General features: G+C 61.2%; 22 protein-coding genes. 13 read left to right on the top strand and 9 right to left on the bottom strand.

Annotated features, from left to right (window positions below; genetic code table 11):
• Positions 1 to 2 precede the first annotated feature (2 nt).
• The 4 genes from DXT88_RS22065 to yihA all read right to left on the bottom strand — a co-directional run bounded on the left by DXT88_RS22065 (position 3) and on the right by yihA (position 4,220).
• On the bottom strand, positions 3 to 812 hold the full coding sequence (locus DXT88_RS22065) for an ABC transporter permease (protein WP_016836006.1): 810 nt from the start codon (positions 810 to 812) through the stop codon (positions 3 to 5).
• Positions 813 to 855: 43 nt separating this feature from the next.
• Complete coding sequence (locus DXT88_RS22060) at positions 856 to 1,887, bottom strand: taurine ABC transporter substrate-binding protein (RefSeq protein ID WP_265216051.1); 1,032 nt, start codon at positions 1,885 to 1,887, stop codon at positions 856 to 858.
• Positions 1,888 to 2,135: 248 nt separating this feature from the next.
• Positions 2,136 to 3,146, bottom strand: coding sequence for a porphobilinogen synthase (gene hemB, locus DXT88_RS22055; RefSeq protein WP_265216050.1), 1,011 nt, complete (start codon positions 3,144 to 3,146; stop codon positions 2,136 to 2,138).
• A 348-nt stretch (positions 3,147 to 3,494) separates the two neighbouring features.
• A complete protein-coding gene (gene yihA, locus DXT88_RS22050) occupies positions 3,495 to 4,220 on the bottom strand; it encodes a ribosome biogenesis GTP-binding protein YihA/YsxC (RefSeq protein ID WP_016836003.1) in 726 nt (241 codons plus the stop codon).
• A 196-nt stretch (positions 4,221 to 4,416) separates the two neighbouring features.
• Between yihA and DXT88_RS22045 the strand changes: the two genes are divergently transcribed.
• From DXT88_RS22045 to DXT88_RS22015, 7 genes are all read left to right on the top strand, one after another.
• Positions 4,417 to 5,085, top strand: coding sequence for a c-type cytochrome (locus tag DXT88_RS22045; protein WP_265216049.1), 669 nt, complete (start codon positions 4,417 to 4,419; stop codon positions 5,083 to 5,085).
• A gap of 176 nt (positions 5,086 to 5,261) precedes the next feature.
• Complete coding sequence (locus tag DXT88_RS22040) at positions 5,262 to 7,385, top strand: cytochrome c biogenesis protein ResB (RefSeq protein ID WP_265216048.1); 2,124 nt, start codon at positions 5,262 to 5,264, stop codon at positions 7,383 to 7,385.
• Positions 7,386 to 7,529: 144 nt separating this feature from the next.
• Complete coding sequence (gene ccsB, locus DXT88_RS22035; RefSeq protein ID WP_029363876.1) at positions 7,530 to 8,687, top strand: c-type cytochrome biogenesis protein CcsB; 1,158 nt, start codon at positions 7,530 to 7,532, stop codon at positions 8,685 to 8,687.
• A 12-nt stretch (positions 8,688 to 8,699) separates the two neighbouring features.
• Positions 8,700 to 9,365, top strand: coding sequence for an HAD-IA family hydrolase (locus tag DXT88_RS22030; RefSeq protein ID WP_265216047.1), 666 nt, complete (start codon positions 8,700 to 8,702; stop codon positions 9,363 to 9,365).
• Between the two features lie 106 nt (positions 9,366 to 9,471).
• Positions 9,472 to 10,452 carry a protein-methionine-sulfoxide reductase catalytic subunit MsrP gene (gene msrP / locus DXT88_RS22025; RefSeq protein ID WP_265216046.1) on the top strand — a complete coding sequence of 327 codons (981 nt, stop codon included), beginning with the start codon at positions 9,472 to 9,474 and terminating at the stop codon, positions 10,450 to 10,452.
• 8 nt (positions 10,453 to 10,460) lie between these two features.
• A complete protein-coding gene (locus DXT88_RS22020; protein ID WP_265216045.1) occupies positions 10,461 to 11,084 on the top strand; it encodes a protein-methionine-sulfoxide reductase heme-binding subunit MsrQ in 624 nt (207 codons plus the stop codon).
• Positions 11,085 to 11,318: 234 nt separating this feature from the next.
• The gene (locus DXT88_RS22015; RefSeq protein WP_016835995.1) at positions 11,319 to 11,561 is read left to right on the top strand and encodes a hypothetical protein; all 243 of its coding nucleotides are present in this window, start codon (positions 11,319 to 11,321) and stop codon (positions 11,559 to 11,561) included.
• Positions 11,562 to 11,651: 90 nt separating this feature from the next.
• On the opposite strand, the gene DXT88_RS22010 is transcribed toward DXT88_RS22015, so the two are convergent.
• From DXT88_RS22010 to DXT88_RS21990, 5 genes are all read right to left on the bottom strand, one after another.
• Positions 11,652 to 12,650 carry an NAD(P)H-dependent glycerol-3-phosphate dehydrogenase gene (locus tag DXT88_RS22010; RefSeq protein WP_265216044.1) on the bottom strand — a complete coding sequence of 333 codons (999 nt, stop codon included), beginning with the start codon at positions 12,648 to 12,650 and terminating at the stop codon, positions 11,652 to 11,654.
• 54 nt (positions 12,651 to 12,704) lie between these two features.
• A complete protein-coding gene (locus DXT88_RS22005; protein ID WP_265216043.1) occupies positions 12,705 to 13,169 on the bottom strand; it encodes an SH3 domain-containing protein in 465 nt (154 codons plus the stop codon).
• A 156-nt stretch (positions 13,170 to 13,325) separates the two neighbouring features.
• Positions 13,326 to 13,820: a protein-export chaperone SecB gene (gene secB, locus DXT88_RS22000; protein ID WP_053200800.1), complete on the bottom strand. Its 495-nt coding sequence runs from the start codon at positions 13,818 to 13,820 to the stop codon at positions 13,326 to 13,328.
• A 67-nt stretch (positions 13,821 to 13,887) separates the two neighbouring features.
• Positions 13,888 to 14,148 (bottom strand): glutaredoxin 3, encoded by a 261-nt coding sequence (grxC, locus tag DXT88_RS21995; protein WP_016835992.1) that lies wholly within the window; start codon positions 14,146 to 14,148, stop codon positions 13,888 to 13,890.
• Positions 14,145 to 14,561 carry a rhodanese-like domain-containing protein gene (locus DXT88_RS21990; RefSeq protein ID WP_265216042.1) on the bottom strand — a complete coding sequence of 139 codons (417 nt, stop codon included), beginning with the start codon at positions 14,559 to 14,561 and terminating at the stop codon, positions 14,145 to 14,147. Before DXT88_RS21990 ends, grxC begins: the two co-directional genes overlap by 4 nt.
• 111 nt (positions 14,562 to 14,672) lie before the next feature.
• Between DXT88_RS21990 and gpmA the strand changes: the two genes are divergently transcribed.
• The 6 genes from gpmA (at position 14,673) to DXT88_RS21960 (ending at position 21,167) form a co-directional block, all read left to right on the top strand.
• Positions 14,673 to 15,419, top strand: a complete 747-nt coding sequence (gene gpmA / locus DXT88_RS21985) for a 2,3-diphosphoglycerate-dependent phosphoglycerate mutase (RefSeq protein ID WP_016835990.1) — start codon at positions 14,673 to 14,675, stop codon at positions 15,417 to 15,419.
• 14 nt (positions 15,420 to 15,433) lie between these two features.
• Complete coding sequence (locus DXT88_RS21980) at positions 15,434 to 16,840, top strand: murein hydrolase activator EnvC family protein (RefSeq protein ID WP_265216041.1); 1,407 nt, start codon at positions 15,434 to 15,436, stop codon at positions 16,838 to 16,840.
• Positions 16,841 to 16,843: 3 nt separating this feature from the next.
• Positions 16,844 to 18,340: a S41 family peptidase gene (locus tag DXT88_RS21975; protein ID WP_265216040.1), complete on the top strand. Its 1,497-nt coding sequence runs from the start codon at positions 16,844 to 16,846 to the stop codon at positions 18,338 to 18,340.
• Between the two features lie 93 nt (positions 18,341 to 18,433).
• On the top strand, positions 18,434 to 19,192 hold the full coding sequence (locus DXT88_RS21970; protein ID WP_265216039.1) for a HesA/MoeB/ThiF family protein: 759 nt from the start codon (positions 18,434 to 18,436) through the stop codon (positions 19,190 to 19,192).
• 766 nt (positions 19,193 to 19,958) lie between these two features.
• On the top strand, positions 19,959 to 20,363 hold the full coding sequence (gene dksA / locus DXT88_RS23435; protein WP_016835981.1) for an RNA polymerase-binding protein DksA: 405 nt from the start codon (positions 19,959 to 19,961) through the stop codon (positions 20,361 to 20,363).
• Positions 20,364 to 20,687: 324 nt separating this feature from the next.
• On the top strand, positions 20,688 to 21,167 hold the full coding sequence (locus DXT88_RS21960) for a hypothetical protein (protein WP_265216037.1): 480 nt from the start codon (positions 20,688 to 20,690) through the stop codon (positions 21,165 to 21,167).
• Positions 21,168 to 21,244 lie beyond the last annotated feature (77 nt).

The following is a 21,244-nucleotide window of genomic DNA, read 5'->3' as shown; positions in this document are numbered from 1 at the left end:
GCTCATGAATCGCGTCCCGCCCAAGGCACAAAGGCGCGCTGCAACAGCACCAGCGCGAGGTCGAACAGATAGCCGATGATGCCCAGCAACAGGATGCCGAGCATCACCACGTCGGTGCGCAGGTAGGTGCCGGCGTTGATTACCATCCAGCCGAGACCGGAGTTGGCGGCCACCATTTCGGCGGCGATCAGCGAAGTCCAGCCGATACCGATCGACAGGCGCACGCCGGTGAAAATTTCCGGCAGGGCATTCGGCAACACCACGCGCGTGAACAGCTGGTAGCGGTTGGCGCCCAGCGTCTGCGCTGCGCGCAGGCGGTTCTTGTTGACGCCGACTGCCGCTGCAGCGGCGCTGACCACCACGCTGAGGAAGCAGGAGATGAAGATCAGGAAAAACTTGGAGCCTTCGCCGATGCCGAACCACACCACCGTCAAGGGGATCAGCGCGATCTTCGGCAACGGCCGCAGGAATTGCACGAACGGTTCCAGCACCGCGCTGACCGGTTGCGACAAGCCCATCGCCAGCCCCAGCGGAATGCCGGCGGCGATGGCGGCGACGAACGCCACCGTCGCGCGCAGCACGCTCACGAGGATGTGCTGCCACAGCGATACCTGGCGATAACCGTCGGCCAGGATGTCACCCGTGGTCTGGAAGATTTCGCTTGGCGGCGGCAGCAGCAGCGGATCGATCCAGTGCAGGCTGCCGGACAGTTGCCACACGCCCAGCACCAGCGCCACTGCGGCGGTGCTGACGGCGGCGCGTTTGGCCGGACCCATGCCGAGGCCGGTATTGCGGCTTGCCTGCGCCGTCATGTGCGTGCTCCGGCTGATTGATGTGGTGCGTGGTGCATGGGCATTACTTGGCGACGGCCTGTTTCAGGTAGCTGATGTTGATGGCCGGTGCAAACGATTCCGGTACGTCGCTCTTGCGCAGGTCGCCGATTTCCACGAGGAAGTTGGCGGTGTCCTTGGCGGCCTTGGCGATGCCCGAGGTCGGCGTGGCGGCGCCGTTGCCGAGGTAGGCCGGGGTCAGCTGCTCGGTGCTGGAAGGATATTCCAGGCCGGTCAGCACACTGCGTGCGGTTTCAAACGGAATGTCGAGATGCTTGGCGATCAGTTGCGCGGAACCGTCGGGATCCTTCTTGTATTGGTCGACTTTTTCCTGGTAGGTGCGCAGGAATTTCACGACCAACTGCGGGTACTTCTCGGCAAATTCCTTGCGCACGACGAAGTTGTTGTAGACCAGATAACCGTCTTTTTGCAGCTGCTTGGTAACGAAGATTTCATGACCGCCGTCAGCTTCGAACTGTTGCGTGAACGGACCCCAGACATAGGCCGCGTCGATGTCGCCGCGCTTCCATGCGGCGACCTGGTCGGCCGGCTTCAGCGGCACCAGGCGGATTTTGGATTTGTCGAGACGGTTGACCTTGATGGCCAGCTCGAGCGCATATTGCGCGGTCGAGTTCGGCGGATAGGCGACGGTCTTGCCTTCGATGTCCTTGATCGAATTGATGTTCTTGCTCTTGCGGCCGATCAGGCGTTCGCTGGTGGCGATGACTTCGGGCACGCTGATGATTTCAATCGGCAGCTTGCGCGCGATGCCGGCGACGGCCGGGCTGGAGCCGAAGCGGGCAATGTCGATTTCCTTGGCGGCGAACAGCGACAGCACGTCGGCGCCGGTGGCGAATGGAATCCATTTCACCGGTGCGCCGAAGGATTTGTCGAAGGACTTGTCGATCTTGCCGAGGATCCAGACACGCGGTCCGCCGGCCCAGGCGAAGCGGACTTCCTGCGGGACGTCTTCGGCATGCGCGAGGTTTGCACCGAGTGTGGTGACGATGAGTGCCGCGGCGGCGGCGAGCTTCTTGAAGAGAGTATGCGATGTCATTTCCCGACCCCGTTTTATTGTTGAGCGACGGCGCACCGGCTAACTGAAAACGCGCGCGCCAAAAGAATCGGAGCCCGAACGGATTCCGTGTTTCGCAGACTATAAAGAGTCCGGCGGTTTTGTAAAAATACCAATTCAGAGCTTGCATATCCGGATTTCAACTAAGCGCGTCGGCGCGTCGAAAATCCAGAGGAAGGATGGCGCGGCGTCGCGCTGAAGGCGACGCCGGCGAGATGATTATTTCAGATTTATTTCTTCAGATAGCGCGCGATGTCGCGTGCGAAATACGTCAGCACGCCGTCGGCGCCGGCGCGCTTGAAGGCCATCATCGCTTCCATCATGGCCTTGTCGTGATCGAGCCAGCCGTTTTGCGCTGCTGCCTTGATCATCGCGTATTCGCCGCTGACCTGATAGGCGAAAGTCGGCACCTTGAATTCGTCTTTCACGCGACGCACGATGTCCAGATACGGCATGCCGGGTTTGACCATGACCATGTCGGCGCCTTCCTGCAGGTCCAGCGCCACTTCGCGCAAGGCTTCGTCGCTGTTGGCCGGATCCATCTGGTAGGTGCTCTTGCTGCCCTTGCCGAGGTTGGCGGCGGAGCCGACCGCGTCGCGGAACGGGCCGTAGAAGGCCGAGGCGTATTTGGCCGAGTAGGCCATGATGCGGGTATAGATGAATTTCTCCGCTTCCAGCGCCTCGCGCACCGCGCCGATACGGCCGTCCATCATGTCCGACGGCGCCACAATATCGACGCCGGCCTGCGCTTGCGCCAAGGCCTGGCGCACCAGCAGTGCGGTGGTTTCGTCGTTGAGCACGTAGCCGTTGTCGTCCATCACGCCGTCCTGGCCGTGGCTGGTGTACGGATCGAGCGCGACATCGGTGAGGATGCCGAGTTCGGGAAAACGTTGCTTGAGCGCCGCCACCGCGCGCGGCACCAGGCCGTCGGGATTGATGGCTTCGATGCCGTCGGGCGTCTTCAGCGCAACGTCGATGACCGGGAACAGCGCCAGCACCGGAATGCCGAGCGCGACCGTGTCCTCAGCCACATGCAGCAACTGGTCGATCGACAGGCGCTCGACACCCGGCAGGGAGCCGACCGGTGTACGCAGGTTCTGGCCTTCCTGGATGAAGACCGGATAGATCAGGTCGGCGGGCGTGATGACGTTTTCCTGCATCATGGCGCGCGAAAATGCGTCCTTGCGCATGCGGCGCATGCGGATGGCGGGGAATTGGGCGGAGGTGGAGGTCAATGACATGGTGGTAGGTGCTCGCTAAACCGCAGGAAGGCTGCAATTCACCGTGACGAACAGGTTGGCGGCATCGGCCAAGCTTTTCGCCGCGATGTTGCCGGCCTTTTAACTGCGGACAAATTTCAACAATTTCAATTAAAAAATAGTCAAAAGACGATAATTAAAAAATCGATTCGTCCTCTGAAACTTTTCTCCCGGGAGGGGTTCTGACGCATAGGCAATGTATGTTGCCTCCCGCTTCCCCTTCCCTCCCTGAGCGGGGCTCATCGTGCAAACGATAGGCGTTTGCCCTGGAACGGTTTCCCCCTTCCAGGGCATTTTTATTTGCGGCATTATTGCGGTATTAATTTACTGTCAATTCTCTTCATTGCCGATGTCGTCGGGCGCATTTGATGCATCCCATTCGGTATCTTCGTCATTCGACAATCCCGCCAGTTCCAGAATCTTGTCGTTGGCCTCCTCGAGGCCGGTACGCTTGAGCGCGGAAAACAATTGCGCCGTGAACGGAAACGGCTCGCCCTTCGCATCGACGTAGCTGGACAGGAAGGTATGCGCCTGGCGCAATGCATTGGTCGCATCGTTGCGGTTGAGCTTGTCGGCTTTGCTGAGGATGCAATGCAGCGGCTTGCCGGTGGGCGCAAACCATTCCACCATCTGGATATCGAGGTCGGTAAAAGGCCGGCGCGAGTCGACGATCATCACCAACGCAGCGAGCTGGTCGCGGCGGCGCACGTAGTCGCCCAGCAGTTCCTGCCAGTGCAGCTTGGCCGAGCCGGACACCTGGGCATAACCGTAACCGGGCAAATCGACCAGCAGGGCGCGGATTTCATCCACTTTTGTCTCATCTTTGCGATGCTGCGCCACATGCGCGCCGCCGATCGAGAAATAGTTGATATGCTGTGTGCGTCCTGGCGTTTTTGATGCAAATGCCAACTTTTTTTGATTGCACAGTACGTTGATGGCCGTGGATTTGCCGGCATTGGAGCGACCGGCAAAGGCGATCTCCGGTACCTTGGTATTTGGCAAATCACGGAGATGATTCACCGTGGTGAAGAAGCGGGCTTGCCAAAGTTGGGACATAGTAGGAGGAAAATGCATTGAAAGTGGGCAAAAATGCCGAAAAGCTATTGTACAATAAGGGGTTGTCTCTTGTTGTGTTGCACCAGGGGAAACACTTTTCGGATGTGCATTTTCAAGCGTGCTGAAAAGTAGGGAAAGAGGAATCGCGTCGCCAACCTGGCAATTTATTATCACAATCAAGTCTCAGGGTGTTTGAATGAATCGTGCCTTTTCGCCGTTGTTGAAATCCTTGTTCATTGCAATGCTGGCGGTTTCTTCCGCAGCATTTGCAGCCGAAGAAAAAAAAACCGAGCCCGTCGCCAAGGTTGATCCGGCCAAAGGCGAAGCGCTCTATACCAACGGCGACGCGGCGCGCAACATCACCGCCTGCGTTTCCTGTCATGGCGCCGCGGGTAATTCGACCATTACCGCCAATCCGCGCCTGGCCGGCCAGCATACCGCCTACATCGTCAAGCAATTGACCGATTTCCGCACCGCCGGCCGCAGCAATCCCATCATGTCGCCGCTGGCCAAGGCCTTGTCGGATGAAGACGTGAAGAACATCGCTGCCTACCTCAACGCCCAGGCCCCGAAGCCGGGTGCCGCCAAGAGCAAGGACACCCTTGAACTCGGCAAGCAGATCTGGCGCGGCGGCATCGCCTCCAAGAACGTTCCGGCCTGCGCCGGTTGCCACAGCCCGAACGGCGCCGGCATCCCTGCACAGTATCCGCGTCTGGCAGGCCAGCATCAGGATTACACGGTGACCGAACTGACGGCTTTCCGCGGCGGCACGCGCAGCAACAGCCCGCAAATGACCACTATCGCGGACCGCTTGTCGGACAAGGAAATCAAGGCTGTGGCAGACTACATCGCCGGCCTGAAGTAAAGAATCAGATGTAAAAAATACAGGTAGCAACAAACTGGAGGGGGTGGCTGCGAAGCCGCCCCTTTTTGCATTTTCGCCCTGCCAGGCCAACTCAACGCGGCAGGCGAGGCAGCCGCTGAGAACTGCACCGCAAGCAGCAAAACAAGCAGCATCGGGCATCGATAAAGGTAGCACTTATGACAGGCAGTACCGCAGGCATCCAATTGAAGACCCGCCAACGCTGGGTCGCCGAAGTCGTCGAGCTGTTTTCCTCCATGCGCTTTGCCATCAGCCTGCTGACGCTGATCGCCGTCGCCTCCATCATCGGCACCGTGCTGCAGCAGAACCAGCCGATGCCGAACTACGTCAACCAGTTCGGGCCGTTCTGGTTCGAGGTGTTCGGCAAGCTCGGCCTGTACGCCGTGTATTCGGCCTGGTGGTTCCTGCTGATCATGGGTTTCCTGGTGCTGTCGACCTCGCTGTGCATCGCGCGCAACGGTCCCAAGATGCTCAGGGACATCAGCAGCTGGCGTGAAAACGTGCGCGAGCAATCACTGCGCAATTTCCACCACAAGGCCGAATGGACTGCCGCCACGCCGGTGGCCGGGATGGCGCAGCAACTGGTGCAGCGCATCGGCGCCAACGGCTACAAGGTCAAGCTGCTGGAAAAGGACGGCGCCACATTGATCGCCGCCAAGAAGGGCGCGGCCAACAAACTGGGTTACATCTTCGCCCACTCCGCCATCGTCATCATCTGCCTGGGCGGGCTGCTCGACTCCGACCTGCCGATCCGCTTCCAGCAATGGTTCTACGGCAAGACGCCATTTGCCGGCAACGGCGTGATTTCGCAGATCCCGGCCGAGCATCGGCTGGGCCTGGGCAATCCGACCTTTCGCGGCAACACGCTGATCCCCGAAGGCGCCAGCAGCAGCACCGCCATCATCCCGCAGCAGAACGGCGTGATGATCCAGGACCTGCCGTTCACGATCCAATTGAAGCGCTTCGTCATTGACTACTACTCGACCGGCATGCCAAAGCTGTTCGCGAGCGACGTGATCGTGCGCGACAACGCCACCGGCAAGGATTTTGCCGCCACCATCAAGGTCAATGAGCCGCTGATCTACAACGGCATCGCGGTCTACCAGTCGAGCTTCGAGGACGGCGGCAGCAAGCTGCGCCTGACCGGCCACGCCATGACCGGCGCCGACGACAAGCGCTTCGAGATCGCCGGTGAAGTCAACGGCAGCACGCCGTTGTCGGCGGCCAAGGACAATGAATACACGGTGGAGTGGAGCGGCTTCCGTCCCTTCAACGTGGAAAACATGAACAACAACGGCAATGGCGGCAACAGCGCTAACAGTGGCGATGTCCGCAGCGTCAACAAGAGTGTGAACAAGTCGTTCGCCGACGGCCTCGACAAGCACCTCGGTTCGGGCGCCAAGAACGCCAACAGCAAGGACCTCAAGAACGTCGGCCCGAGCGTGCAATACAAATTGCGCGACAAGACCGGCCAGGCGCGCGAGTTCCTGAACTACATGCAGCCGGTGCAGGTCGACGGCGCTTATGTCTTCCTGGCGGGCGTACGCGACATGCCGGACGAGCCATTCCGCTACCTGCGCATTCCGGCCGATGATGAAGACAGCGTCGACGAGTGGATGCGCCTGCGCGCCGCGCTGGCCAATCCGGCCTTGCGCGCCGAAGCCGCCGCACGCTACGCGCGCCAGGCCATGAAAGGCGACGACGCCAATGCCCGGCAACTGCGTGACCAGGTGCAGCAATCGGCCTTGCGCGGCCTGAGCATTTTCGCCGGCGACGGCAAGGAGTCGGGCTATATCGCGGTCTCGCGCTTCATCGAGAAGATCCCCGCCGCCGAGCAGGAAAAGGCCGCCGACATCTTCATGAAGATCCTCAACGGCAGCATGTGGGAGTTGTGGCAGGTTGCGCGCGAGAAGGCCGGCCTGAAAGCCATGGGCACCGACGAGACGCATGCGCGCTTCCTGCAACTGGCGATCAACGCGATGGCCGACGCCGGCTTCTACCATGCGCCGGTGTACCTCAAGCTGAGCGGTTTCGACGAGATCAAGGCCTCGGTGTTCCAGGTCACGCGTTCGCCGGGCAAGAAAGTGGTCTACCTGGGCTGCCTGTTCCTGGTGCTGGGTGTGTTCTCGATGCTGTACATCCGCGAGCGCCGCCTGTGGGTCTGGATCCGTCCGCAAGCCGGCGGATCGCATTCATTGATGGCCATGAGCACCCAGCGCAAGACGATGGATTTCGAGAAGGAATTCGAATTACTCAAGGCGAAGCTGACGCAAACGGCGTAAGCTAGCGTCGGACATAATATGGGCATGGGCGTTTATCGCTTATGCCCGCAACGACATATCTCCCGCACGCTAGACGGGTAGGATGTCGCAGGGCCTGATGCCGCGACGATGCGCGGCGGCCCCAGGATTGAACTGGAGATCGTAATGGAATTGAGCCAAACCCACGCCCGCGCCGAGTTGCAGGATATCGGCTTTTTCAAGCGCCTCAGCGTGCTTGACTGGATTTACGCGGCCGCGTTGGTGGCGGCGTCGCTGTTTGCGCTGAGCCGCTACGGCGGCCACATGGATTACTACGAAAAGGCCGTCCTGCTGCTGGCGGCGCCGACCTTCGCCTGGCTCGGCTGGCACTGGAAATCGGTGCGCTGGCTGATGGCCTTGCTGGCGGTGCTGGCGCTGTCTGCAATCGCCATGTACGGCGGCGCGCTGGACATGGCCGACAAGAAATTCTTCCTCAAATACCTGCTTTCGAGCCAGTCGGCCATCCTGTGGATGAGCGCACTGTTCGTGTTGTCCACGCTGTTCTACTGGGTCGGCCTGGTGGCGCGCTCCGGCACCGGCGCCGCGCTCGGCTCCAAACTGTGCTGGGCGGCGGTGGTGCTGGGCTTTACCGGCATGCTGGTGCGCTGGTACGAGTCCTATCTGATCGGCCCGGATATCGGCCACATTCCGATTTCCAATCTGTATGAAGTGTTCATCCTGTTCTGCATGATCACCGCGCTGTTCTACCTGTATTACGAAGAGCGCTATGCCACCCGTCAGCTCGGCGCCTTCGTGCTGCTGGTGATTTCGGCGGCGGTCGGTTTCCTGCTGTGGTACACGGTCTCGCGCGACGCCGCCGAGATCCAGCCGCTGGTGCCGGCGCTGCAAAGCTGGTGGATGAAGATCCACGTGCCGGCCAACTTCATCGGCTACGGCACCTTCGCGCTGGCGGCGATGGTGGCGGTGGCCTACCTGCTCAAGTCCAAGGGCTACCTGGAAGACCGCCTGCCGTCGCTGGAAGTGCTCGACGACGTCATGTACAAGGCCATCGCGGTCGGTTTCGCCTTCTTCACCATCGCCACCATCCTCGGCGCGCTGTGGGCGGCCGAAGCCTGGGGCGGCTATTGGTCCTGGGATCCGAAGGAAACCTGGGCGCTGATCGTCTGGCTCAACTACGCGGCGTGGCTGCACATGCGTCTGATGAAGGGCCTGCGCGGCCAGGTTGCGGCCTGGTGGGCGCTGGTGGGACTGCTGGTCACGACCTTTGCTTTCCTCGGCGTGAACATGTTCCTGTCCGGCCTGCATTCCTACGGCGAACTGTAAGCGAACCGCACCATGACAACAGCGCTGCCCGGCATTGACCTGATCCTGTTCGACTGCGACGGCACTCTGGTCGACAGTGAAATCGTCGCTGCCGACGCCTGGGTCGAGCACAGCGCGCGCTTCGGCGTCAGCATTACCGCGGTCGAGGCGCTGGAGAAATTCAAGGGCGTCAACATGGCCGACTGCGTGGCCGAGATCGAACGCCTCGCCGGCAGTCCCTTGCCGGCCAGCTTCGTGACCGAGTTGCGCGATCTCATGGCGATCATGTTCCGCGCCCGCCTGCAGCCGATCGCCGGCGCGCTCGAGCTGGTGCAGTCGCTGGCCGTGCCGTTTTGCCTGGCGTCCAATGCGCCGCGTGACAAGATCGAGCTGTGCCTGCGCGTGACCGGCATGCTGCCGTATTTCGAGGGCCGCATCTACAGCGCTTACGACGTCCGGAAATGGAAGCCGGATCCGGCTTTGTTCCTGCATGCCGCAGCCGCAATGGGCGTCGCGCCGGCGCGCTGCGCCGTGGTCGAAGACAGTCTGCCCGGCGTCAAGGCCGGCCTGGCGGCGGGCATGACGGTGTTTGCGCTACAGTCGGAAGACCATGTGCTGACGCTGCCCGACGGCGTACACGTGATCCGCGAACTGGCGGAATTGCCGGGCCGCCTGGCGCCGGCCGCCAATCTCTCCTGACCTGCTCCTCTTCGGCACAATCAAATCGGCGAACTTCTGTAAGATGATGCGGATCAACGCGACCAATGGTCGTCAGTGACCGCCATTGTCCGCCACAGGAGATTCCATGTTCATCAAGCGCCAGCTCCGCAATATCGACGTTCCGCTGCCTTCCGAGATCACGCCGCGCGCGTTGTTCGAATCGCGTCGCGATTTCATGCGCCACGTCGCGGTCGGCTCGATCGCCGGCGGCGCCTTGCTGGAAACCATGACGCAACCCGCCCTGGCGCAGACGCCCGGGGCGCAGAAGCTGACCGCCAAGGCCAACTCCGCCTATGTCGTGATGGACAAGCAGACCAGCTTCAAGGACGCCAGCACTTACAACAATTTCTATGAATTCGGCACCGACAAGGGTGATCCGGCGCAAAACGCCGGCACGCTGAAGACGCGGCCGTGGACCATCGCCATCGAAGGCGAGGTGAAAAAGCCGCTGACGCTCGACATCGATGCGCTGCTCAAGCTGGCGCCGCTGGAAGAGCGTATCTACCGCCTGCGCTGCGTCGAGGGCTGGTCGATGGTGATTCCGTGGATCGGCTATTCGTTGTCCGAACTGATCAAAAAGGCCGAACCCACCGGCAACGCCAAGTACATCGAATTCGTCACCCTCGACGACAAGAAGCAGATGCCCGGCGTCTACGAGCGCGTGCTGCAATGGCCTTACACCGAAGGCCTGCGCCTGGACGAAGCCAGTCATCCGCTGACGCTGCTGACGGTGGGCATGTACGGCGAAGTGCTGCCGAATCAGAACGGCGCGCCGGTGCGCGTGGTGGTGCCGTGGAAATACGGTTTCAAGTCGGCCAAGTCCATCGTCAAGATCCGTTTCCTCAAGGAACAGCCCAAGACCGCATGGAACGTATCGGCGCCGCACGAATACGGCTTCTATTCCAACGTCAATCCCAATGTCGACCATCCGCGCTGGTCGCAGGCCTCGGAGCGCCGCATCGGCGAAGACGGTTTCCTGGCCCGCAAGCGCAAGACGCTGATGTTCAACGGCTATAACGAAGTCGCGCCGCTGTATGCGGGCATGGATCTGAAGAAATTCTTTTGAGCGCGCCCATGAATGCACTGCGCAACCTCAAGCCGCGCCAGGTCGGCATCCTCAAGGGCGTGCTGTTCGTGCTGGCGCTGTTGCCGTTCGTGCGGCTGATCGCCTTCGGCTTCCTCGACCGCCTCGGCGCCAACCCGATCGAATTCATCACGCGCAACACCGGCGACTGGACACTGTATTTCCTGTGCATCACGCTGGCGGTCACGCCGCTGCGGCGCCTGACCGGCTGGAACTGGCTGATCCGGCTGCGCCGCATGCTGGGATTGTTTTCATTCTTTTACGTGGTGCTGCACTTCATGACGTTTTTCTGGTTCGACCATTTCTTCGACGTGGAAGAAATGTGGCGCGACGTCATCAAGCGGCCGTTCATCACGGTCGGCTTCATTGCCTTCGTGCTGCTGATCCCGCTGGCGGCCACCAGCACCAATGCCATGGTGCGCCGGCTCGGCGCCAAACGCTGGCTGTGGCTGCACCGGCTGATGTACCTGATCTTGCCGCTGGGCATTTTGCACTTCTGGTGGATGAAGGCGGGCAAGAACCTGCTGGCCCAGCCGATACTTTTTGCAACAATTGTTACGGGTCTGCTGCTACTGCGTATGTTCTTCAAATTTCGGTCGAGAAAAATGCTGTAAAGCCTTGTAAAGACTGGAGTTTGCATTTTGCTGCGGTGCCGCAAACATGGCGGCGTTTTGTTTTTTCTTGCTACTCCCTGACAAAAATTCGGATTTTGCGTATTCCAAATCGAATTTGGTGCGTTAGTTGACTTACAGCGCGCCAAAAACGCGCAACTGCGATGGCGCCGAAAGGTGTTTGTCGTCGCAGAACGCCACGAACGGGAACGTCAGAAGACGTGTAAGGACAGGGTCATGCAAGCAATTGAACGCAATATCGCAGTCAAGAATGCCAAGAGCGGCGTCGCTCATCAATATGTACTGTCGGCCAAGGAAGGTCGTTTCAGCAAGGCAGGAAAATCGTTCCGCGCGAAAGAGCGTGAAGACGATTGCTCGGTCTACGACAAGCTGCCGAAGCAGATCGACGACATCGTCGAGGGTGAGTCGCCCAAGCGTTTCAAGCGCCCCAAAATGGAAAGCGACATCGTCGCTCGCTAAGTTTTCAGGGTTGCAGCAGCGGGACTGAGCGCCAGGCGCCAGTCCCGTTTTTTATCGGCCGGCGGTTTTGCCCGGCGTCAATTTTCTTGTTCAATTCTCTTCGCGCGGATCGCGCGACAGCAGCTGCGCCACCATTTCCTGTACTGAAACGCCATCGAACAAGGCCCCGGCCACCGCATTGGTGATCGGCATGTCGATGTCCAGCTCCTGCGCCAGCGAGCGTACCGCCTGCGCGCAGCGCACGCCTTCGGCGACGTGGCCGAGTTCGGTGACGATGGCGTCGAGTTTCTTGCCTTGGGCCAGGCCGAGGCCGACACGGCGGTTGCGCGACAGGTCGCCCGTGCAGGTCAGGATCAAATCACCGACGCCGGACAAGCCCATGAAGGTCTCGGCGCGGCCGCCCAGCGCAATGCCGAGCCGGCTGATTTCCGCCAGGCCGCGCGTGATCAGCGCTGCGCGCGCGTTCAATCCCAGTTGCAGGCCGTCGGCCGCACCGGTGGCGATGGCCAGGATGTTCTTCACGGCGCCGCCGATTTCCACGCCGATCAGATCGTCGCTCGAATAGACGCGCAGGTTGCCGCCGTGCACCGCGCTGACCACGCGCTCGCACAGGGCCTTGTCATGGCTGGCGATGGTCAGGGCGCAGGGCAGGCCGCGCGCTACTTCCTGGGCGAAGGACGGGCCCGACAGCGCGCCGGCCGGAATCTTGTCGCCCAGCACTTCGCGCACGATCTGATGCGGCAGCAGCCGGGTTTGTTCTTCCAGTCCCTTGCACAGCCAGACGATGTTGGCGATCGGATGATCGCGCAGCGTTTCCGCCAAAGCGCGCAGGCCGGATACCGACGAGGCCACGATCAGCAGATTGTCGGGGTTGGCGGTGACGTGTTCAACCGTCCTCGCAAAATCGCCGGTGACGATGAGCGACTCCGGCAGATGGAAGCCGCGCAGGTAAGCCATGTTTTCGCGTTGCAGGGACGCTTCCTGCATGGCCGGGCCATTGCGGCCCCACAGCACGACCTGATGCCGCTGCGCCAGCACGATGGCCAGCGCAGTGCCCCAGGCGCCGGCGCCGAGTATGGAAATATTCATGAAGATTCGCTTGTAGAGGCCGGAATGGGGAGAGTATGCGCCCGTTGCCCGGGCTTAATCGCCCCAGACCTCGGATGCCTTGACGAAGCCGCTCTGGCCGTCGCGGTGCTTGACCTTGATCCAGCCGCCGGACACCGGCGTGGCGTCGGTCAGCTCCAGCAAGACGTTCTTGTCGGCGCTGAATACGGTGGCGCTGTTGTCGTCGGCTGCCGCATGGACCTTGGCGTTGGCGACGCTGACCACGACGTTGCGCTTGGTCGTCAGCGATTTGGACATGACCCAGGACAGCGTGCCGGCCGCATCGCGCACCTTGCTCCACTCGCCGTAGGTCAGCACGACTTCTACCGGCATGCCGCGCGGCGCCACGAAGACGCGGCGACCTTTTTCGGATGGGGCGTCATACAGCACGGCCGGCGCGGCGCCGACCGACTTGAAGTCGAGCGCAAAGGCGGGCGCTACCGCGGCCGAGCCGAGGATCAGGGTGGAAAGGATGAGAGAGGCGCGAGGGGAAAATTTCATGGACTTGCTCCGCTGGAGAGGTTGAGGCCGTGCATGGCGCGGATGGTCGCCGCGCACGGCATCGGAATAGCAGGGTACAACGGTAAAACGCTGGTAAAACGCCGGCCGCAGCGCGCTCCGCGTGGAACGGAACGGCGAGCGGCGGATGAAGCGAGATCAGTTGACGGTGGTGGTGCCGTTGACCAGCGTGCCGTCGGTCTGTTGTTCGGCCAGCGCCTGCAGGCGTTGCTGGTAGAACACTTCGAAATTGATTTCTGCCAGGTGGATCGGCGGGAAACCGGCGCGGGTGATCACATCGGCGATGTTGGCGCGCAGGTAAGGATAGATGATGTTCGGGCAACCGATGCCCAGCAGCGGATCCAGTTGCTCGGCAGGAATGTTGCGCACTTCGAAGATGCCGGCTTGCTTGCCTTCGACCAGGAACGCGACCTTGTCCTTGACCTTGGCGGTCACGGTGATGGTGACGGTGGATTCGAAGATGCCGTCGGCCAGCGCTTCGGCGCCGACGTCGACCGCCACTTCGATCGCAGGCGCATCCTGTTCCAGGAAGATCGCCGGGGAGTTCGGTTGCTCCAGCGACAGGTCTTTCAGGTAGACGCGCTGGATCTGGAATACGGGTTGCTGTTCAGCTTGTTGGTTCTCTTCCGCCATGGAATGCTCTCGTTTCAGGTTGGATTAATGCGAATGGTAAAAATGCGAATGGATCAGTTCGAACGGATCAGCCCTGCAGCAGCGGGTCGAGACCGCCGGCGCGGTCCAGTGCGCTGAGGTCGTCGAAGCCGCCGACGTGGGTGTCGCCGATGTAGATCTGCGGCACCGTGCGGCGACCGGTCTTCTCCATCATGATGTCCTTCTGCTGCGGATCGAGGTCGATGCGGATCTTTTCGATGTCCTCGACGCCCTTGCTCTTGAGCAGGCGCTCGGCCATCATGCAATAGGGGCACACGCCGGTGCTGTACATGAGGACGCGCGCTGTCATTTTGCCGCCTTCTGGCTGGCGGTCGGCAAGCCTTGCGCCTGCCAGGCCGCGATGCCGCCGGTCAAGCCGTGCACTTCGGTGAAGCCGGCCTTCTTGAGGATGCCCTCGGCCTTGGCGGTCTGCGTGCCGGACTGGCACACCACGATGACGTTCTTGCCCTTGAACTTGTCGAGTTCGGCGACGCGTTGCGACAAGTCCTTGAGCGGGATGTTGCGGGCGTCGCGGAGGTGGGCGGCGTTGAATTGCTCCACGTCGCGCACGTCCAGGACCAGGGTCTTGCCGGTATTGATCAGTTGAGTGGCTTGCAGCAACGTCAGCTTGCTGCCGCGCTGTTGCAGGAAGGGAATCAGCAGCGCGCCACCAGAAATGATGACCAGGCCGATCAGGAAAATATTGTCTACGATGAATTTCACGGGATCTCAATGGGTTTACTGAATCCCGGCATTATAAAATAGAAGCTGACACGCTATTTGATTCTTCCTTTGCTATTTTCTCATCCCTCCCATTTCTCACGAATCCACACTATGTACAAAATCGTTTTCATGCGCCACGGCGAGTCGACCTGGAACCTCGCCAACCGTTTCACCGGCTGGGTTGACGTCGACCTGACCGAAAAAGGCGTGGCCGAAGCCAGGCAGGCCGGCAAGCTGTTGAAGGAAGCCGGTTTCACCTTCGACCTGGCCTATACCTCGGTGTTGAAGCGCGCCATTCGCACGCTGTGGACCACGCTCGACGAAATGGACCTGATGTATCTGCCGGTGCAGCACGACTGGCGTCTCAACGAACGCCACTACGGCGCGCTGCAAGGGCTGAACAAGGCGGAAACCGCCGCCCAGTACGGCGATGAGCAGGTGCTGGTCTGGCGCCGCAGCTACGACACGCCGCCGCTGCCGCTGGAGCCGACTGACCCGCGCGCGTCCTACAACGACCCGCGTTATGCCAGCCTCAAGCGCGAAGACATCCCGCTGACCGAATGCCTCAAGGACACCGTCGCGCGCGTGCTGCCGGCCTGGAACGACACCATTGCACCGGCCATCCGTGCCGGCAAGAAGATCATCATCTCGGCCCACGGCAACAGCCTGCGCGCATTGATCAAGTACCTTGACGGCATCAGCGACAACGACATCGTCGGCCTCAACATCCCCAACGGCCAGCCGCTGGTGTATGAACTGGATGCCGACCTCAAGCCGATCAAGAGTTACTATCTGGGCGACCAGTCGGCCATCGACGCGGCGCTCAAGGCCGTGGCAAATCAAGGGAAAACGAAATAACTAAGCTTTTTTGCATGACGAATGTGCTGAGGACGGCATTGCGGCACTGGCGCGCCGGCAGACCGGCGGCTCTCGGCGCTGCGGCATTGGCCGCAGCGTTGTGTTTGCCGTCGCCGGTCGGCGCCCAAGTCACCGAACGCGCCAAACAAAAGCAGGCGGCTGAGAAAGAGCGCGCCGACCTGCAGCAAAAACTGGCCAATCTCAAGCGCGACATCGACAAGACCGAGACCGCCAAGGGCAACGCCGCCGATGCGCTGGCCGAGTCGGAGCAGGCGATCTCCAAGGCCAACCGCTCGCTGCGCGAACTGAGCCAGGAGCAGGCCGGCACCGAAGCCAAGCTCAACGTGCTGGTGAAGCAGCAGGCCGAGCTGTCCGGCGTGGTCAACAGCCAGCAGGCGCAATTGTCGAAACTGCTGCGCGACCAGTACGTGGCCGGCAACGAGGATCGCATCAAGCTGCTGCTGTCCGGCGACAATCCCAATCGCATCAACCGCGAGCTGCAATACATGGGCTACGTATCGCAGGCGCAGGCGAAACTGATCGAAACGTTGCGCGTGAACCTGCAGGCCATCAAGGACAACAAGGCTGCGACCCAGAACGCCAAGTTCGAACTGGAAGAAATCGCCCAGGAAGAGAACGAGCAAAAGAAGCTGCTGGAGAAGGAAAAGGCCAAGCGCGGCACATTGCTGGCGCAACTGTCGACCAAGCTGAACACGCAGCGCAAGGAAGTCGGCAACCTGCAGCGCGACGAGCAGCGCCTGTCCGGCCTGGTCGACAAGCTGGCGCAGCTGATCGAAGACCAGAAGAAGGCCGAAGCCGCGGCGCGTGAAAAGCGGCGGCAGGAACAATTGGCCAAAGCTAAAGCCGAACACGAACGGCGCGCAGCTGCGGCCGCCCAGCAAGCCAGGGCCGCGCCGGGAACCAAGGTCAAGCCGGCGCCGTCGGACACCATCGACGACGATGAAGCGCCGCAATCGCTGGGCCGCAACGAAGCCACGCCGTCGCCGGAAGAAAATTTCGGTAAACCTTTCGCCAGCCTGCGCGGCCAGCTGCGCCTGCCAGTGCGCGGCGACCTGATCGCCAAATTCGGCGGCAAGCGCGGCGACGGACCGAGCTGGAAGGGCCTGTTCATCCGCGCGCCGGAAGGCTCGGAAGTCAAGGCAGTGGCGGCTGGGCGGGTGGTGTACGCAGACTGGCTGCGCGGTTTTGGCAATCTTCTGATCGTCGACCACGGCAACCAGTACATGACGATTTATGGCAATAATCAGTCCGTTCTGAAGCGGGCAGGGGATCTCGTCAAAACCGGGGATGTCATCGCCAGCGCAGGCAATAGCGGCGGCAATGAGCAATCGGGTTTATACTTTGAAATGCGGCATCAGGGCCGCGCTTTCGACCCACTGGGCTGGGTAACTACTAGGTGAAAAATGGGCAGCAAACTCAAGAACGTTGGACTTATCAGTTTGGGCATGATTGCGGGCGTGGCGGCTTCGATGCAATTCGACGCCATCGCGCAAAAGAATGCGACGGCGCCGTTGCCGTTGGAGGAGTTGCGGCAACTGACCGACGTGTTCGGTCTGATCAAGTCCGATTACGTTGAGCCGGTAGAAGACAAGAAGCTGCTCACCGAAGCAATTTCCGGCATGGTTGCCTCGCTCGACCCGCATTCCGCCTATCTCGACAAGAAGGCCTACAAGGAGCTGCGCGAAGGCACCATGGGCAAGTTCGTCGGCCTCGGCATCGAAGTCGGCATGGAAGACGGCTACGTCAAGGTGATCTCGCCGATCGAAGATTCGCCGGCCTACCGCGCCGGCATCAAGGCGGGCGACCTGATTACCCGTCTCGACGCGACGCCTGTCAAGGGCCTGACGCTCGATGAAGCCGTCAAGAAGATGCGCGGCGAACCGAACACCAAGATCACGCTGACGATCGCCCGTAAGGACGAGGACAAGCCGATCATCCTGAGCATCACCCGCCAGGAAATCCGTGTGCAAAGCGTCAAGTCGAAAGTGGTCGAACCCGGCTACGCCTGGCTGCGCGTGACGCAATTCCAGGAACCGACGGTCGACGACATGACCAAGAAGATCCTGGCGATCTACGCCCAGGAGCCGAACCTCAAGGGCCTGGTGCTCGACCTGCGCAACGATCCGGGCGGCGTGTTGCCGGGTGCGATCGGCGTGTCGGCGACGTTCCTGCCCAAGGATGCCGTGGTGGTGACCACCAATGGTCAACTGCCGACTTCCAAATCGAGCTTCCTGGCCAAGCGCGAATTCTACGCCGCCAACCCGCTCAACGATCCGCTGTCCAAGTTGCCTGACGCGATCAAGAAGGTGCCGCTGGTGGTGCTGATCAACTCCGGTTCGGCTTCGGCTTCCGAAATCGTCGCCGGCGCGCTGCAGGATTACAAGCGCGCCACCATCATGGGTACGCAGTCGTTCGGCAAGGGCTCGGTGCAGTCGGTGATCTCGCTGCCGCCGGACAAGCTGACGGCAGTCAAGCTGACCACGGCGCGCTACTACACGCCGAACGGCCGCTCGATCCAGGCGCGCGGCATCGTGCCGGACATCATGGTGGATGAATACGCCGACGGCGACGGCCTCAACGGCCTGCGCTTGCGTGAAGCAGACCTGACCAAGCACCTGACCAACGACAAGGACAAGGACGCCAAGGAAGTGAAGGCATCCACGGTCGACGAGAAGGAAGAAGAGCGCCTGATCGCGCTGGAAAAGAAACGCAAGCCGCTCGAGTTCGGCAGCAAGGAAGACTTCCAGCTGGCGCAGGCGCTCAATCACCTGAAGGGCCAGCCGGTCCAGGTGTCCAAGGTCAAGCCTGAAATCCGCGACGAGTCCAGCAAGGACGACAAGCCGGTCAAGGACATCCGCAAGGACAACAAGGCGCCACCGGAAAAGATCGAGAAAAAATAAGATCGTAAATTGCGTTACATTAAGAGGGCTGCGTGTTTGCAGCCCTCTTTTCATTTGCTGCCACTCACCGCATATCCACCGCTCCGCCACGCCATGAACGACCAGCAACTGCTGCGCTACTCGCGCCACATTCTCCTCGACGAGATCGACATTGCCGGACAGGAAAAGCTGCTGGCCGGCCATGCGCTGATCATCGGCGCCGGCGGGCTGGGGTCGCCGGCAGCCATGTATCTGGCCTCGGCCGGCATGGGCAGGATCACGCTGGTGGACGACGACACCGTCGACCTGACCAATCTGCAGCGCCAGATCATGCACACCACCGGTCGCGTGGGGCAGCTCAAGGTGCAGTCGGGGCAGCAGGCGTTGGAAGAGATCAATCCCGACATCGACATCGTCGCGCTGGCCGAGCGCGTCAGCGACGCGCGTCTTGGCGAACTGGTGCGCAGCGCCACGGTGGTGCTCGACTGCAGCGACAATTTCGACACCCGTCACGCCGTCAACCGCGCCTGCGTGACCCACAAGGTGCCGCTGGTGTCGGGTGCGGCGATACGTTTCGACGGCCAGGTCAGCGTTTTCGATCCGCGTTCGGGGACGGCGCCATGCTACGCCTGCCTGTTTCCACCCGACCAGAAATTCGACGAGGTGCAATGCTCGACCATGGGCGTGTTTTCGCCGCTGGTGGGCATTATCGGCACGATGCAGGCGGCTGAAGCGCTCAAGTTGACGGCCGGGATCGGCGAATCGCTGGCCGGCCGGCTGCAGATTCTCGACGCCCGCAACATGGAGTGGACCACCATCCGGCTGGCGCGCAACCCGGCTTGCCCGGTATGCGGCGCCGCACATCCGGCCTGACCGCGCCGGGCAGGCCCCGGGCGGATGCAGGCAGGCGCGGACGGGCGCACGGCAGTGCGCGAAGTGCTATTTATGCGCCAAGTTCTGGTATACACTGTATTGGATTTGCGTGCCGGATGACACGCTTCCCCATCTGCGTGTCATGGCGTGAGCCAGGCACGATCGTCGATTGACCAGATAACCGGAAGTCTCGGGGGAAGGAATCATGGGCGCCATCGCAAAGAAAGACAGTTCCAAAGTCGTCGCGGCCAAAAGTGCAGTCAAGAAGGCTGGCGCGACTGCCGCAGCGGTCAAAACGCCAACGGCGGCATCTGAAAAACTGAAGCCGAAACCGGCCAGCCGGGCGGCGACGCCAGCCCGCAAAACTGCTGCAGTGAAGACTGCACCGGCCGCGCAGCCCAAGGCCGGCAAGGCGGCGCCGAAGAAGGCAACAACTTCATCGGCAGCCAATGTTGTTGTAGTAAAATCCCTGACCGTTAAAAAAACGGTAGCAGCGACCGCCGGGCCGGGCACAGGGAAGGGCGTCGGCAAGGCAGTCGGAGCGGCGTCTCAAAAAGCGCCTGCAACAGCGGCAACACCGGCAGCAAGGGAAGTGGATTCAAAAGCGACCAAATCCGGTCAGGCTGGCGGCAGCAAAGCCAGCAGCGGCAAGGCAGCAAAGCAGGTTGCAAGCGCCGGATTAAAGGATAAAATTGAAAAACCCGTAGTATTGAAAGTAAGCGAAGTGGCAACTAAAACTCCCAAAACTACCCCTGATACGCAAACCTTGCTCACCGAGGAACAAATCCTCAAGATGGGTGAGAAGGACTACATGAACGAAGCGCAACTTGCTTTCTTCAAGGCCCGTTTGCAACAGCTGGAACGAGATCTGCTCAAGAATGCCGGCGAGACCACCGAGCATCTGCGCGAAACCGTGCTGGTGCCTGATCCTGCCGACCGCGCCACGATCGAAGAAGAACACGCGCTGGAATTGCGCACCCGCGACCGCGAGCGCAAGCTGCTCAAGAAGGTGCAGCAATCCATCGTTTCCATCGACAGCGGCGAATACGGCTGGTGCGAAGAAACCGGCGAACCGATCGGCATTCCGCGTCTGTTGGCGCGTCCTACCGCGACCCTGTCGCTGGAAGCGCAACAACGCCGCGAACTCAAGCAAAAGCTCTACGGCGACTGAGTTCTTGCTGTGATCACAAGCAATGGCGTCGCGAGTCGGCGCCATTGCTTTTGTTTGTACGCCTTCCTTCCTTTCTTCCTCCTTTCGTCCTTCCAGTCCCGACGGCGCGGTAGCCCGTCATCACGTTCTCGCCGTATTTGCGTGCGATATTCTTCCGCAGCATTTCCCGACTTCCGGCGTTTCCCCGGTCGCACCGCTGCGTGATCGTGTGACGGGTGGCGCATTCGTTAATGCAACAGTGTTGCAATTGAGTGCTATAATTCGCGCTCTCCGGCATGCCGGTCGCCGGTTCTTGTCGAACCACCGCTGAATCACCTGCACACCATGGCCGTCGCCATCACCACATTGCTGCGTATTGCCCGTTCTGCCGACGCCGGCACGCTTGTCCGGCGCAGGCGCAGCGGCCGCATGGGTTTGGCGCTGGCATTGGCGTCGATGCTGCTGTTCTCGCAGTGGCTCGGCCTGCTGCACGGCATCGCTCACGCGGGCTGGCCTGAGCAAACGCAGGTGTCGCCGGCTGCGTCCACGGCTGCTTCCTCGGTTGCTTCCTTCCATGCCGCGTTGTTCAACTACCTCGACGCCGACGCCGTCCATCCTGCCGACGGCAAGCATCACGCCGCCCATGAAAAGCAGCACCATTCCTGCGCCGAATACGATGCCGCCGCCGGTGCGGCCGGCATCCACGTCGGCTTCTTTTCTCCTCCGCTGATTCCCGGCGCGCAAGTGCTGGCGCTGTGGCAAGCCTTCGCCTCCTGGGATGCGCCGGCCGTCTGTCACTTTTCCTCGCGCGCGCCGCCACGCTGACATCTGAACGTCTCGATTCTCCGACCGGACCGCCTCGCGCGAATCCGGGTCCGGACGCACGCCATTCATTCATTTGT

Origin of the sequence: Herbaspirillum lusitanum, assembly GCF_026127345.1 — a bacterium.
Lineage (GTDB): Bacteria > Pseudomonadota > Gammaproteobacteria > Burkholderiales > Burkholderiaceae_D > Herbaspirillum > Herbaspirillum lusitanum.
Note: the sequence above shows the minus strand (reverse complement) of the source record. Positions and strands in the feature narration are given on the sequence as shown.